Source organism: Mesorhizobium sp. CAU 1741 (assembly GCF_039839275.1).
Lineage (GTDB): Bacteria > Pseudomonadota > Alphaproteobacteria > Rhizobiales > Rhizobiaceae > Aerobium.
Genome location: NZ_JBDOQP010000001.1, coordinates 1,387,524 through 1,399,758 on the forward strand (window position 1 = coordinate 1,387,524; position 12,235 = coordinate 1,399,758).

Genomic DNA, 12,235 nt, shown 5'->3' on the forward strand with positions numbered 1-12,235 from the left:
CCGAACTTCGTACAAGGCACGACATGTAGGCACTCATCCCAGAATTTTAAGGCCTTATGCGGCGCTGACAATACAGGCGATCATCACGAAACGCGAAATTGCCGCCGGAAGTCGCATGCCGCAGCGTCACAAATGAAAAAAACCCGGCCGCGCGATGGCGACCGGGTACAGCGCCGACCGAAACGGCCGGCACGAACGTCGAAAAGACGGAACTACTTGGCCTTGGCGACAACCGATTCGAAAGGCTTGTAGGCATCTTTCGCCATCTCGGCATAAAGTTCGCTCATCTTCGTGGCCTGGGCGACAAAGCCCTCGTAAGCCTGCTTGGCGTAATCGGTCTGGATCTCGAATGCCTTGTCGACGGACTTGGCGGAGACGAGCTTTTCGGCTGCCGCAGAACCGGTCTCGAATGCCTTCTTGGAATATTCCGTGGCTTCGACCGTGATCGCCTGCATGTTCTTCGACATCGCGGCAAAGCTCTTCAAGCCGGTGTCCATGAATTCCTTGCCGGCCTTGCCAGCATCTTCAAACGTCTGGATCATCGTATGCAACCTTCCTTGGAGGTGGGTGACTGACGCGCCGTATCGTGCGTTGCAACCCATTTATGTTGCACTGCACAAAATGTCAAGGTCGGGCGTCTGATGGTGACCCGCGGGTTCGGACCATTCCTCAAATTCGAGGCAATTGGTGAACGCGCCGCTTACCATAAACGGATTGGTAACCCGCCCGTGTCTAGGATGATTGTTGGGCCACGAGAGCGCGCCCTCATTCGCTAGCATGTGTAAAATAAAAAAAGGGTAAGGTTGTGCGTCGAGCGTTGGCAGGATTTATCTCGCATATTTCGACCCTCCCGAAATTTCTCGTCATCACCCTTGTGTCGGCCGCGATGCTGACGCTCGGCTCGATGGGCGACGCATCGGCCAATTCGCGCTATGCCGCCTATGTGATCGATGCGAAGACCGGCAAGGTCCTCTTCGCCCGGAATGCGGATGCAAAGCGCTATCCAGCATCCCTGACCAAGATGATGACGCTGTATCTCGTCTTTGAAGCCATCGAGGCGAAGCGCATCTCGACAAATACGCCGATCCCGTTCTCGAAAAATGCGGCGGCGGAACAGCCCACGAAGCTTGGCGTCAGGGCCGGCGGATCGATCACCGTCGACACCGCCATCCGCGCGCTCGTCACGCGTTCGGCAAACGACGTCTCCACCGCCATCGGCGAAATGCTTGGGGGCTCGGAGGCTGGCTTTGCGAAGATGATGACCCGCAAGGCGCATCAGCTCGGCATGAACTCGACGCAGTTCCGCAACGCCCACGGCCTGCCGAACAATCAGCAGTTCACCTCGGCGCGCGACATGGCGATCCTCGGCATGGCGCTGCGCGAGCACTTCCCGCAGCACTACGCCTATTTCTCGACGCGCTCCTTCATGTACGGCAAGCAGCGCATCACCACGCACAATCGCATGTTCGGCCGCATCGAGGGTGTAGACGGAATCAAGACGGGCTACATCCGTGCTTCCGGCTTCAACCTCGTCACCTCGGTTCAGGACAAAGGCCGCAGCATCGTGGCTGTCGTCATGGGTGGCCAGAGCGCGCGCAGCCGCGACGACCATATGGCAGCGCTGATCCGCGAGCATCTGCCGCGCGCGTCGCGCAGCGGCGGAGGCAATCTCGTTCCTGGCCGCCAGCTCACGCCTGGTTCCGCACTCGTCGCCAGCGCATTCTCGCTTCCGCAGCGCGACATTCCGACGCCGTCCTTCCGGCCGGTCGCCGAAGCCGACCTTCCCCTCGTCGCCTATGCGCAGGAGACGGCGCCTTCGGTTGCGCCGATGCCGGTCGCAACAGCCAGCGCCGGGCCGATACCACCCCTGCCCGTCGCCTCCGTGCCGCTTCCCTCGGCGTCAGCGGAGCGTTTCACGGCCGAGGTCGGTGCTGTCGATCCCGTGATGACGTCTTCGACCCAACAATCCGGCTGGGCCGTCCAGATCGCCTCCTCACCCTCCCAGGGCGACGCCTTTGCGGCGCTGGTGCGCGTCGGCAAGGAAGCATCCACTGTCCTCGGTTCAGCGAACGCATTCATCGAAGAGTTCAACAACAAAGGCACCACATTCTACCGCGCACGCTTCGGCGGCTTCGGCTCCAAGAGCCAGGCATGGAATACGTGCGACGCACTCAAGAAGCAGCGTATCGACTGTTTCGCCGCGGAACTCTAAACGCCTGCCGGACCCCCGGTCTGTATTTTGTCGAAGGGGACTACTTGTGATCAGACAGCAGAACGTCCTTGGCCTCGTTGATCCGCGCCGCAAGGAAAGAAGTGCCGCCGAGATCGGGGTGAAGGCGCTGCATCAGGCGGCGATGCGCCTTGCGGATCTCCGGCGCACCGGCACCGGCTTCAAGACCAAGGATCTCGTAGGCCTCCTTCTTAGTCATGGGGCCAGAAGCTGGCGCGCCAGCCTGCCCCCTGCCCGCGTTCGCCTCGCGGTCTTCTCGCCAGGCGGGAAAACGGCCGTCAAGATAGGTCTCGAGTAGCTGCACGCTCTCCTGGTCGGCGGACAACTCCCCGATCAGATCCCGCAGCTCTGCCAGTTCGAGTGTCGACAGTTCACGCCCCTCGAAGCGGCCCGCAAGAACGATGCCTTCCAGACTTCCGGTATCGTGATCCAGTTCCATCTCGAGGGCAGCCGTTCGCACACTCGATCTTCGCCCAGGCGATGGCCGCGCAGAACGACGGCGGCGCGCCGAAAGGTGCCACGCCAGCGCGGCTGATATCAGCATGCCTCCAAGGCCGGCGCGGCCAACCAGCAAGAGCCCGGCACCCACGACTCCGATGACGATCGGTCCGGCAAGGCGCAGCCCGCCCGCCATGCGCGCGGCATCCAGGCGCAGGAATGCGCCCAGCAGCAACGCCAGCACCAACACAAGCGCGAGCGCGTAGATCATGAACGTCATCGGCCGCCGCCCGTCAGGTGCTCGATCATAAGGCGATCCTCGGCGCGGCCACGGGCCTCGAGCGCGCTGAGGCCGCCTGACGCATAGACGGCGACCGCCGACAGCAATCTGGACAAGGTCGAAGCCGCCGATCGGTCGAAACGAAACCATGCCCCTTTCGACAGGCGCGCGATTTCGCGGAATGCCGTCTCGGCGGCGGGATCATGTCCTTCCTGGAAGAGGAAAACCGGCACGCCATGCAGGCCGAGCCTGCCCGCCTTCTCGGCGAGATCGTCGACGGCTTCTTCCATGGCGTCGCCGATGAACACCAGCGCATTGACCTTGCCGCGCTCGTTCTCCTTCAACGCATGCGACAGCACCTTTCCGATCTGGGTATGGCCGCCCCTACAGTCGATGCGGGTCATCAGTTCCTTCAGGGAACCGGTATCGGAGACGAACTTCGATGCCCTACATTCATTGAAGCCGCGAAAATAGACGAGTTGCACGTTCAGGCCGCCAGCCTTGGCGACGGCGTCGAACATCTCACCCTGGAGCGACACCGCGAGGTCCCAGGTCGGCTGCCGGCTCATTGTCGCGTCGAGCGCCAGCACCAGTCGCCCACCGCCTTCTGCGCGCGAGGCCGTCGAAAGCGCCCTGGCCTGGCGCACGAATGCGTCGATCGCTGTCGTATCGGATCGTCGCGTTACCGGATCGCTCGATCCTGCAGTGCGGCTCGGAATCTTCTTGTCGCTCATGCGATCAAGATGTGGCGTGGCGCGGGGGCTTGCAAGTGCGCGGTGCTCAGAGCAGGCCCAGTTCCGTCAGTTCCTTGCGAAGGCTGAGCGGCAGTTCCTCGCCGGTCCCTGCCTCGCCCAGATCGCGCGGCGCGTCCGCGCTGGCCAGATAGCGCCACCCCTGAAACGGCCGCCGCGGCTGCCATTCGGTTCTGACGACCGCCGCGTCGAACACCAGACGGCACCGCCCTATTCCCTCGGAATCGGTGAAAGGCCGTATATCGACCAGTACCTGCCTGCATTGCACGCCGCCCTTGATGATCCAGTATAGGGAGCCGCCGTCGAGCAGTTCCTCGACGCGCTTGGGGACCATGCGGGTGGTATGGAAATGTTCGGCCGGCTGCCCGGCGCGCCGCTTCTCGTCGAGCCGCAGCGCAATCCAGTCTTCAAGTTCCTCGACGCTTTCGCAGCCGACGCACAGTTTGATCAGGTGTAGAGCCATTGGCTTCAATGTAGGGGCTGCGGGCACCCGCACAATGCGGCGACGGTGGATGTCCACAGGTCCGGCGCACGGGTGATGGACTTCAGCACTCCACGACGTTCACCGCCAGCCCGCCGAGGCTGGTTTCCTTGTAGCGCTCGTTCATGTCGAGGCCCGTCTGGCGCATCGTCTCGATAGCAGCGTCGAGCGGCACGAAATGCGTGCCGTCGCCCTTGATCGCCAGCGACGCGGCGGTGACTGCCTTGACCGCGCCGAGCGCGTTGCGCTCGATGCAGGGCACCTGCACCAGCCCGCCGACCGGGTCGCATGTCATTCCCAGATGATGTTCCAATGCGATCTCGGCCGCGTTCTCAACCTGTTCTGGCGTGCCGCCCATGACGGCGCATAGTCCCGCAGCCGCCATGGCGGACGCCGACCCCACTTCGCCCTGGCAACCAACTTCTGCGCCGGAGATCGACGCATTGTGCTTGATGATACCGCCGACGGCCGCTGCCGTGAGAAGGAAATCGCGGATCGAGTCCTGATCCGCCTCGACATGGAAGTGCAGCCAGTAGCGCATCACCGCTGGCACCACGCCTGCCGCGCCATTCGTCGGCGCGGTCACCACGCGTCCGCCGGCCGCATTCTCCTCGTTCACGGCCATCGCATAGATCGAAAGCCAGTCATTGGCCAGCAGAGGGTTTGGCCTGTTGCGGCTCCACTCATCCTGCAGCCGGTCGTGGAGTTGCCTGGCCCTGCGCTTGACCTTGAGCCCGCCCGGCATGATGCCTTCCTGCGACAGCCCGCGTTCGATGCAGCCGCGCATCGCCTCCCAGACGCCGTCGAGGCCTTCGTTCAAGGCCTCGCGAGACTGGTGGATTTCCTCGTTGGCTCGCTTCATGGCGGCAATCGACATGCCGCTGCGGGCAGCCATTGCCAACATTTCGCGGGCGTTCACGAACGGATACGGCACGCGCTTGCCGACGTCCTGACGCAAAGGACCTTCGGCCTTCATGCGCTGCAGTTCTTCGTCTGAAACGACGAATCCGCCACCGATTGAATAATAGATTCGGCGCAGAAGAAGTCGGTCGTCGGCATCGAAGGCGGAGAACGCCATGCCGTTGGCATGGCCCGGCAGCGGGGTCTTCTTGTCGAGGACGAGGTCGCTTTTCGGGTCGAAGCGGTAGCTCGGGTGCCCGGGAGGGGCGACGCGCCGGGACTCGTGGACCGCAGCCAGCACGGACTCCGAGGCGTCCGGGTCCACGGTGACCGGCGTCTGGCCGGTAAGGCCAAGGATGACGGCCCGATCGGTGCCATGTCCGATGCCCGTGAAGGCAAGCGAACCATGCAGGCTCACGGAAAGTCGATCAACCTTTGCGCCAACCGGGCGGGGCCAATCGTCACCCCGCAATTCCTCCAGAAAACGCGCTGCTGCCGTCATCGGTCCCATCGTGTGCGACGAGGATGGCCCGATGCCGATCTTGAAGAGATCGAAGACGGAAAGGAACATGGCAGGGGCTGCGCTCCGCTGTGACTGGTCGTCGATGTTTCGCGAGTTTCTAATCGCTTAGCAAGTGGGGCACCGACACTGGCTGACAAGCCTGCGACATAGGCGCGACAATTTCTGAGCCGAAATGGCAAGGGCGCGACAATCGTCGCGCCCTTGCCAGAAACCTTCATCTACCAGGAGATTTATCCGATGGTCATCATCGCGGCATTCGCCGGGCCGCCAAACAGCCAGACGAGCAAGAGGATGCCACCAAAACCGATCACTGCCTTGGCTGTCACGCCCCAGCAGGATTTCTGAACACTTTCGTCCATGTCCGTCCTGTTTTCGTAGTTTACCCCAATTTGCGGCTCTCGAACGCCGCGACGGTCCCACCCGTCTCGCCGCTGCATAGCCGTTCGGCACTGCTCTCGCAATCCGGAAAACGGCAGGATAAAGGCGAGGCACACGGCGAATACTGTGCGACAGATCTGAAATACGCGTTAAAACAGCGGCTTAGCAAAGTCGTTAACCTTTACTTTTGGTCAACAAATCAGCCTGAAACACGGCGTCTCCGGCGTGCCAACGCGGACTGTTAGGGCTATCCTGATCGTATGCTGCTCGATTCCCTGCTCCGCGATCCGACCGATATCGCCGCTCTCGCCTTCTTCCTGTTGGGCTGGGTCGCCTATGCACAGGCCGTTCAGGGCCGCATCATCTCCCGCGTGACGCTCACAACCGCGATGGACCACCAGCGCGAAAGGTGGATGCGCACCATGGCGCGCCGTGAGCTGCGGATGGTCGACACGGGCATCATGAGCGGGCTCCAGCAGGGAACGGCCTTTTTCGCCTCGAGCTGCCTGTTGGCAATCGGCGGATGCTTTGCGCTGCTGGGTTCCACCGAAGCGGTCTTGGGCGTGCTGAGCGATCTGCCGGCCACGGACGCCATGGCGAGGCCGGCCTTCGAGGCCAAGGTGCTCGGACTGATCGCCATCCTTTCCTACGCGTTCTTCAAGTTCGGCTGGTCGTACCGTCTCTTCAACTACTGCTCGATCCTGATAGGCGCCGTGCCTTTGCCAGGAGAAACGTCCGAGACGGAGACGGAACTGGAAGTCATGCGCGCCGCGCGCATGAACATCCTCGCGGGCAAGCATTTCAACGCCGGCCTGCGCGGTGTCTTCTTTTCAATCGGCTATCTGGGATGGTTCGTTGGGCCGTGGGTGTTCATGGCGACGACGCTGTTCATTCTCTGCGTGCTGGTGCGCCGCCAGTTCTTCTCGGCCGCGCGACGGGCCACGCTGAATGCCGAAAGGCTCTAGGTCGCCTCGGGCAGGATGCTGTCGATGCGTCCCGTGAGGCGATAGGCAAGCAGCCCGATCCATTCGCGTATCGCCAGCGTCAGATTCTGCAGCGAATCGGCGACGTTGTCCTGGGCCAGCCCGATCGTCTCCCTACCGCTGGTTCGGTAGTCGGCCGGCCATGGCACCACGTCGAAGCCAGCTTTTCGGAACAGCCCGACGGATCGCGGCATATGGAAGGCGGAGGTCACCAGCAACCATGTCTCGTTTGGCTGCGGCTCAACCATCTCTCGGGTAAACAGCGCATTTTCGTAGGTATTGCGCGATCGGTTCTCCAGGACCAGCCGCTCCTGCGCAACACCCAGAGCCGTCAGCAGGCGCGGTGCCGTGTCGCCATCCCCCTCGCCCTCCAGCACCAGCGTCCCGGTGCCGCCCGTCACCACGACCCGGGCGTCCGGATAGCGGCGGGCAAGGACCGCCGTTTCGACGAAACGGTCGCCGCTGGCATTCAGCTCGTAACCGCCGCGTGCAAGGTTCACGGACCCTTCGAAGCCGCCTCCGAGCACGATGATCCCAGCGATCCCGGCTGGAGCGGGATCAGGTCTTGGAAAATGATCTTCAAGGGGATGCAGCATAAGCGCGCCCGTGCTCGTCCATGCGCCCACCGCCAGGACCATAAGGCCGAAGCCGGATAGGAACAGTCCGGTGCGCCGCAGCCGGAACAGGGCCGCGACGATCCCGAGCAGAATGAGAATGCCGATCAGGTTGATTGGCTGAGCGACGATCCAGAAGATCTTGGAGAGAATGAAGAACATGTCGTCTCCGGTATCGCCACGTCAGCCTACCACCATTTCTCCGGCTGGAAGCGTCCGGCTGCCTGCTCGACAACATGCGAGGCGCGGAACAGCGTCTCTTCGTCGAAGGGACGGCCGATAAGCTGCAGGCCCAGCGGCAGGCCGCGTGCGTCGAGGCCCGCCGGCACCGCGATGCCGGGCAGTCCGGCCATGTTCACGGTCACCGTGAAGATGTCGTTGAGGTACATCTTGACCGGATCGGCGGCCATATCCTGATCCGCGATGCCGAAGGCGGCGGAAGGCGTGGCCGGGGTCAGGATCGCGTCGACGCCATCATGGAAGACGTCCTCGAAATCCTTCTTGATCAGCGTGCGGACCTTCTGCGCCTGCACGTAATACGCATCGTAATAGCCAGCCGACAGCACGTAGGTGCCGATCATGATGCGGCGCTTGACCTCGCGACCGAAGCCTTCGGCGCGGGTCTTTTCGTACATGTCGACGATGTCCTTGCCTGGCACCCGCAGGCCGTAGCGCACGCCATCGTAGCGGGCGAGGTTGGACGAGGCTTCCGCCGGCGCGACGATGTAGTAGGCCGGCAGCGCGTACTTCGTGTGCGGCAGGGTGATGTCGACGATCTCGGCACCGGCATCCTTGAGCCAGGCGATGCCCTGCTGCCAGAGCGCCTCGATCTCGTCCGGCATGCCGTCGACGCGGTATTCCTTCGGAATGCCTATCTTCATGCCCTTCACCGACTGGCCCAGCGCGGCCTCGTAGTCCGGCACCGCGCGATCCACCGACGTCGTGTCCTTCGCATCGACCGAGGCCATCGATTTCAGCATGATCGCCGCGTCGCGCACATCGCGGGTGATCGGTCCGGCCTGGTCGAGCGACGACGCAAACGCGGCAATGCCCCAGCGCGAGCAGCGGCCATAGGTCGGCTTGATGCCGACGGTGCCCGTGAACGCGGCCGGCTGGCGGATCGAGCCGCCGGTGTCGGTCGCAGTCGCGGCGGCGCACAGGAACGCCGAGACCGCCGATGCCGAACCACCGGAAGACCCGCCCGGCACGAGATCCTGGTTCGAACCCTTGGCCCGCCAGGGATTCTTGACCGGCCCGTAATACGACGTCTCGTTGGACGAGCCCATGGCGAACTCGTCCATGTTCAGCTTGCCCAGCATGACTGCGCCGTCAGCCCACAGATTGGCCGTGACGGTCGATTCGTAGCGCGGTTCGAAGCCGTCGAGCACATGGCTGCAGGCCTGCGTGTGGACGCCTTCGGTGGCGAACAGATCCTTGATGCCAAGCGGGATACCTTCCAGCGCGCCGCCCTTGCCTGCCGCAAGGCGCGAATCCGATGCCTTGGCCATGTCGCGTGCCTTGTCAGACGTAACGGCGACATAGGCGTTCAGCGATCCGTTGGCCGCGTCGATCGCGCCGAGATAGGCGTCGGTCAGTTCCAACGCGGTGACTTCCTTGGCACGCAGCTTCTCGCGCGCCTGCGAAATCGTCAGTCTTGTCAGATCGGTCATCAGGAGAGCTTCTTTTCGTAAAATCGCGAATAGCCGGAATCGGGATAGTCCAGAACCGCGCCGCAAACCGTATATCCGCCGCGCTCATAGACGCGCCAGGCGGGTTCGAAGCCGGCCGCCTCGCCGGTCTCAAGCACGAGGCGGTCGAGACTTCTCTCGCGTGCGAGCTGCTCGATACGCTGCAACAGTTGCGCGCCGACGCGCTGGCCGCGCACCTCCGGCAGGGTGTACATGCGCTTGACCTCGCCAAGCCCGCCGCCGTGTTCCTTGAGCGCGCCCATGCCCACCGGCTTGCCCTGGGCATCGCGCGCCACGAACAGCGTCAGCGTGGCCTCCGCCATCTGCTCGACGGTCATCTGGAACTGGAACTCGCGCGGCGTCAGCGGCATCATGTATGCATTGAGCTCGGCCACCAGCCGGCGAATGTCGTCCTGCAACGGCGTCTCAGCCGTAATCGAGACGCTCATCGTCCTACTCCACGACCTTCGGCACGAGGAAGAAATGATCTTCCGTGGCCGGCGCATTGGCGACGATGTCAGCCGCCTTGCCGCCGTCGGTGACGGCATCCTGGCGCTTTTTCATCTCCATCGGGATGACGGACGTCATCGGTTCGACGCCGGACACGTCCACCTCCCCCAATTGCTCGACGAAGCCGAGAATCGTATTCAGCTCGCCGGTCATCCGGTTTGCCTCATCCTCGGTGACGGCAATGCGGGCGAGCCGCGCGACGCGCTTGACGGTGTCGATGTCGACGGACATGGAAAGCTCCGGCAGATGCTGGGAAATCAACATCCGCGCTATACCGGCGCTGCCGGCATAGCGCAACATCGTTCACCGTCCATCAGCCGCCGGCAGGCGGTTTCAGACCCCGAACGGCTCGCCGATCTGTGGCGTCAGCACCTTCGTCGCCGAGCCGGCCATGCCGTCGACGAATTTTTGCGCCGTCTGGTCCAGCAGCCCGAACGTGCCGAAATGGCATGGCACGACGCTCTCGAACTTGAAGAAGCGCTGGCAGGCGAGCGCCGCTACGGCGCCTCCCATCGTGAACCGGTCGCCGACAGGGACGATACCGATATCGGGCTGATGGAGCTCGTTGATCAGCGCCATGTCGGAGAAGATGTCGGTATCCCCCATATGGTAGAGGGTCTTGTCGTCCGGAAAGTGCAGGATCAGCCCGTTCGGATTGCCGAGATAGACGTTCGAACCATCCTCGAGCGTCGAGGCCGAGGAATGCAGCGCATTGACGAAGGTGGTGGTGAAGCCGCCGCAATCGACGGTGCCGCCATGGTTCCCCGGATTGACCTTCTCCGCGCCCTTTCCTGAAAAGTAGTCGCAGATTTCAGGATTTGCGACCAGCATCGCGCCGGTCTTCTTCACGATCGCAAGCGTGTCGCCTAGATGGTCGTTGTGGCCGTGGGTCAGCAGCACGTGCGTGACACCTTCCGCAGGGCCCTCCCAGTCCTTGCCCCAGGACGGATTGCCGCTCAGGAACGGGTCGATCAGGATCTTTGCGTTGCCGGCCTCGACGCCGAATGCCGCGTGGCCATACCAGGTCAGTTTCATGAAATACCTTCTCCTCGCTTTTGGATGACCGGAAGGATAGAACCCGCGAGCGACAAGTCAAAGAAGGATGCACGCGCTTGGCGGTGATCGACATCGGTGATTTGTCCGGGCAACTGGAGCCCGGAAGCCGCATTGCAGGGCTCGACCTCGGCACGAAGACGATCGGGCTTGCGGTTTCGGATGCCAGCCTGTCCTTCGCGCATCCGCGCCCCGTCATCATGCGCAGGAAGTTCACGCTCGACGCCGAGGCGCTGCTTGCGGCGCTGAGGACGGACGCGGTTCGCGCCGTCGTCATCGGCTTGCCGGTCAACATGGACGGCACCGAAGGCCCCCGCGTCCAGGCGACCCGCGCGTTCGTGCGCAACATGGTAAAGCTGACCGAGCTGCCTTTCGTCTATTGGGACGAGCGGCTGTCGACGGTGGCTGCGGAGCGCGCCCTGATCTCGATGGACGTGTCTCGCAGGAAGCGCGACGAACGTATCGATTCGGCAGCCGCGTCGTTCATTCTGCAGGGGGTACTCGACCGGCTTCGTGCGATACGCCGCTCATGAATCCCGGTTGCCGATCCCGCCACCAGGCGGCGATCTCGCGGCGCTTACGGAAGCCGTAGATCGAGAAGATCAGGGCCGTGTCCACGACACACGCACGCGCCACCATTGCCGGGATCGTGGCGGGCTCGATGCCGAGCATGTCGCCGTAGAAGCGGAAGGCGAAATCATGCACGAGCCGGCTGAAGAACAGCATGCCGAAATTGATGTCGTTGTAGGACAGGAAGTACCAGCCCCAGAAGATGCTCATCGGCAGGCCCCAGAAGATCAGGATGTAGCGCATCAGGCATCGGTCTCCAGAGTATGCGGTCCCCGCCGGGACAATCGTGTCAGCATCGAGCCGTGCGCGGCGCCCGTGGCGAGCCGGCGCGCGACCTCGTTGGAATAGTCGCGTTCCGGTTGCTCCTCGCGGCTCCTCGCATCCTCATCCCGGACGACGAGATAAGTGACGCCGAGTGCGGCGAGCTGAAACGCGGTATCGCCGAGCGTTGCAGGCTCCGCGCCCGCATTGAGCGCGGTGGTTGCCGCCAGAACGACCGCGGCCGCCGCGAAGGCGAGCGCCGTCACCTCGGCGACGTCACCGCCACCTCGGCCCCACACGGTCACCCCGGCCCATAGAAACAGGACACCGACAAGCGCGTGCGCGGCGGCATCGAAACCCGCGCCGATGCTCGTTCCCATATCACCGGCATCGGCCAGTCCGGCCGCCTGCGTGGCCCAAAGTCCGTAGACGATCGCCCAATGCGCGGTGAGGCAGGTGATGAGAATCTTGTTCATGGGCTCCCTTCGAGCATTGCCCGAGACTGGACGCCCCTCCTGTTAACGGCAACGGAAACCATTCGTTAAGGTTAACGGGAGGTTTCCCGGTGGACGGA

The 12,235-nt window shown here is 63.1% G+C and carries 16 protein-coding genes; 3 read left to right on the plus strand and 13 right to left on the minus strand.

The genetic code is table 11. From position 1 onward, the window contains the following. Positions 1-212: 212 nt before the first annotated feature. Complete coding sequence (locus AAFN84_RS06540; RefSeq protein ID WP_347513683.1) at positions 213-542, minus strand: phasin family protein; 330 nt, start codon at positions 540-542, stop codon at positions 213-215. Positions 543-817: 275 nt separating this feature from the next. Here AAFN84_RS06540 and AAFN84_RS06545 point away from each other — a divergent pair, with 275 nt between their 5' ends. After that, the gene (locus tag AAFN84_RS06545) at positions 818-2,212 is read left to right on the plus strand and encodes a D-alanyl-D-alanine carboxypeptidase (protein WP_347513684.1); all 1,395 of its coding nucleotides are present in this window, start codon (positions 818-820) and stop codon (positions 2,210-2,212) included. A 40-nt stretch (positions 2,213-2,252) separates the two neighbouring features. Here the strand turns inward: AAFN84_RS06545 and AAFN84_RS06550 are convergent, their stop codons facing one another. The 5 genes from AAFN84_RS06550 to AAFN84_RS06570 all read right to left on the minus strand — a co-directional run bounded on the left by AAFN84_RS06550 (position 2,253) and on the right by AAFN84_RS06570 (position 5,963). Then, positions 2,253-2,948 (minus strand): DnaJ domain-containing protein, encoded by a 696-nt coding sequence (locus AAFN84_RS06550; RefSeq protein ID WP_347513685.1) that lies wholly within the window; start codon positions 2,946-2,948, stop codon positions 2,253-2,255. Continuing rightward, positions 2,945-3,682 (minus strand): VWA domain-containing protein, encoded by a 738-nt coding sequence (locus AAFN84_RS06555; protein ID WP_347513686.1) that lies wholly within the window; start codon positions 3,680-3,682, stop codon positions 2,945-2,947. The genes AAFN84_RS06550 and AAFN84_RS06555 overlap by 4 nt, the downstream gene beginning before the upstream one ends. A 46-nt stretch (positions 3,683-3,728) precedes the next feature. After that, the gene (locus AAFN84_RS06560) at positions 3,729-4,163 is read right to left on the minus strand and encodes a DUF1489 family protein (protein WP_347513687.1); all 435 of its coding nucleotides are present in this window, start codon (positions 4,161-4,163) and stop codon (positions 3,729-3,731) included. 82 nt (positions 4,164-4,245) lie between these two features. Continuing rightward, positions 4,246-5,652 carry an L-serine ammonia-lyase gene (locus tag AAFN84_RS06565; RefSeq protein WP_347513688.1) on the minus strand — a complete coding sequence of 469 codons (1,407 nt, stop codon included), beginning with the start codon at positions 5,650-5,652 and terminating at the stop codon, positions 4,246-4,248. A 182-nt stretch (positions 5,653-5,834) separates the two neighbouring features. Beyond that, positions 5,835-5,963 (minus strand): hypothetical protein, encoded by a 129-nt coding sequence (locus AAFN84_RS06570; RefSeq protein WP_347513689.1) that lies wholly within the window; start codon positions 5,961-5,963, stop codon positions 5,835-5,837. A gap of 279 nt (positions 5,964-6,242) precedes the next feature. Here AAFN84_RS06570 and AAFN84_RS06575 point away from each other — a divergent pair, with 279 nt between their 5' ends. After that, positions 6,243-6,947: a DUF599 family protein gene (locus AAFN84_RS06575; protein ID WP_347513690.1), complete on the plus strand. Its 705-nt coding sequence runs from the start codon at positions 6,243-6,245 to the stop codon at positions 6,945-6,947. Here AAFN84_RS06575 and AAFN84_RS06580 read toward each other — a convergent pair. From AAFN84_RS06580 to AAFN84_RS06600, 5 genes are all read right to left on the minus strand, one after another. Beyond that, positions 6,944-7,741 (minus strand): YdcF family protein, encoded by a 798-nt coding sequence (locus AAFN84_RS06580; RefSeq protein ID WP_347513691.1) that lies wholly within the window; start codon positions 7,739-7,741, stop codon positions 6,944-6,946. The genes AAFN84_RS06575 and AAFN84_RS06580 overlap by 4 nt on opposite strands. A gap of 26 nt (positions 7,742-7,767) precedes the next feature. After that, positions 7,768-9,249: an Asp-tRNA(Asn)/Glu-tRNA(Gln) amidotransferase subunit GatA gene (gene gatA / locus AAFN84_RS06585; protein WP_347513692.1), complete on the minus strand. Its 1,482-nt coding sequence runs from the start codon at positions 9,247-9,249 to the stop codon at positions 7,768-7,770. Continuing rightward, positions 9,249-9,716 (minus strand): GNAT family N-acetyltransferase, encoded by a 468-nt coding sequence (locus AAFN84_RS06590; protein WP_347513693.1) that lies wholly within the window; start codon positions 9,714-9,716, stop codon positions 9,249-9,251. Before AAFN84_RS06590 ends, gatA begins: the two co-directional genes overlap by 1 nt. A 4-nt stretch (positions 9,717-9,720) precedes the next feature. Further along, a complete protein-coding gene (gene gatC, locus AAFN84_RS06595; protein ID WP_347513694.1) occupies positions 9,721-10,008 on the minus strand; it encodes an Asp-tRNA(Asn)/Glu-tRNA(Gln) amidotransferase subunit GatC in 288 nt (95 codons plus the stop codon). 102 nt (positions 10,009-10,110) lie between these two features. Then, complete coding sequence (locus tag AAFN84_RS06600; protein ID WP_347513695.1) at positions 10,111-10,812, minus strand: metal-dependent hydrolase; 702 nt, start codon at positions 10,810-10,812, stop codon at positions 10,111-10,113. Positions 10,813-10,889: 77 nt separating this feature from the next. On the opposite strand from AAFN84_RS06600, the gene ruvX reads away from it, so the two are divergent. Then, positions 10,890-11,363: a Holliday junction resolvase RuvX gene (ruvX, locus tag AAFN84_RS06605; protein ID WP_347513696.1), complete on the plus strand. Its 474-nt coding sequence runs from the start codon at positions 10,890-10,892 to the stop codon at positions 11,361-11,363. Here ruvX and AAFN84_RS06610 read toward each other — a convergent pair. Continuing rightward, entirely contained in the window at positions 11,314-11,643 is a 330-nt protein-coding gene (locus AAFN84_RS06610) for a DUF6105 family protein (protein WP_347513697.1), read from the minus strand. The two genes, ruvX and AAFN84_RS06610, sit on opposite strands and share 50 nt — an antisense overlap. Beyond that, on the minus strand, positions 11,643-12,137 hold the full coding sequence (locus AAFN84_RS06615) for a hypothetical protein (RefSeq protein WP_347513698.1): 495 nt from the start codon (positions 12,135-12,137) through the stop codon (positions 11,643-11,645). Before AAFN84_RS06615 ends, AAFN84_RS06610 begins: the two co-directional genes overlap by 1 nt. Between the last annotated feature and the right edge of the window lie 98 nt (positions 12,138-12,235).

What these genes read in the sequence shown, in the direction of transcription:
- AAFN84_RS06540 (WP_347513683.1), bottom strand. Translation starts at nt 542, where the DNA reads ATGATCCAGACGTTTGAAGATGCTGGCAAGGCCGGCAAGGAATTCATG.
- AAFN84_RS06550 (WP_347513685.1), bottom strand. Translation starts at nt 2,948, where the DNA reads ATGACGTTCATGATCTACGCGCTCGCGCTTGTGTTGGTGCTGGCGTTG.
- AAFN84_RS06555 (WP_347513686.1), bottom strand. Translation starts at nt 3,682, where the DNA reads ATGAGCGACAAGAAGATTCCGAGCCGCACTGCAGGATCGAGCGATCCG.
- AAFN84_RS06560 (WP_347513687.1), bottom strand. Translation starts at nt 4,163, where the DNA reads ATGGCTCTACACCTGATCAAACTGTGCGTCGGCTGCGAAAGCGTCGAG.
- AAFN84_RS06565 (WP_347513688.1), bottom strand. Translation starts at nt 5,652, where the DNA reads ATGTTCCTTTCCGTCTTCGATCTCTTCAAGATCGGCATCGGGCCATCC.
- AAFN84_RS06570 (WP_347513689.1), bottom strand. Translation starts at nt 5,963, where the DNA reads ATGGACGAAAGTGTTCAGAAATCCTGCTGGGGCGTGACAGCCAAGGCA.
- AAFN84_RS06575 (WP_347513690.1), top strand. Translation starts at nt 6,243, where the DNA reads ATGCTGCTCGATTCCCTGCTCCGCGATCCGACCGATATCGCCGCTCTC.
- AAFN84_RS06580 (WP_347513691.1), bottom strand. Translation starts at nt 7,741, where the DNA reads ATGTTCTTCATTCTCTCCAAGATCTTCTGGATCGTCGCTCAGCCAATC.
- gatA (WP_347513692.1), bottom strand. Translation starts at nt 9,249, where the DNA reads ATGACCGATCTGACAAGACTGACGATTTCGCAGGCGCGCGAGAAGCTG.
- AAFN84_RS06590 (WP_347513693.1), bottom strand. Translation starts at nt 9,716, where the DNA reads ATGAGCGTCTCGATTACGGCTGAGACGCCGTTGCAGGACGACATTCGC.
- gatC (WP_347513694.1), bottom strand. Translation starts at nt 10,008, where the DNA reads ATGTCCGTCGACATCGACACCGTCAAGCGCGTCGCGCGGCTCGCCCGC.
- AAFN84_RS06600 (WP_347513695.1), bottom strand. Translation starts at nt 10,812, where the DNA reads ATGAAACTGACCTGGTATGGCCACGCGGCATTCGGCGTCGAGGCCGGC.
- AAFN84_RS06610 (WP_347513697.1), bottom strand. Translation starts at nt 11,643, where the DNA reads ATGCGCTACATCCTGATCTTCTGGGGCCTGCCGATGAGCATCTTCTGG.
- AAFN84_RS06615 (WP_347513698.1), bottom strand. Translation starts at nt 12,137, where the DNA reads ATGAACAAGATTCTCATCACCTGCCTCACCGCGCATTGGGCGATCGTC.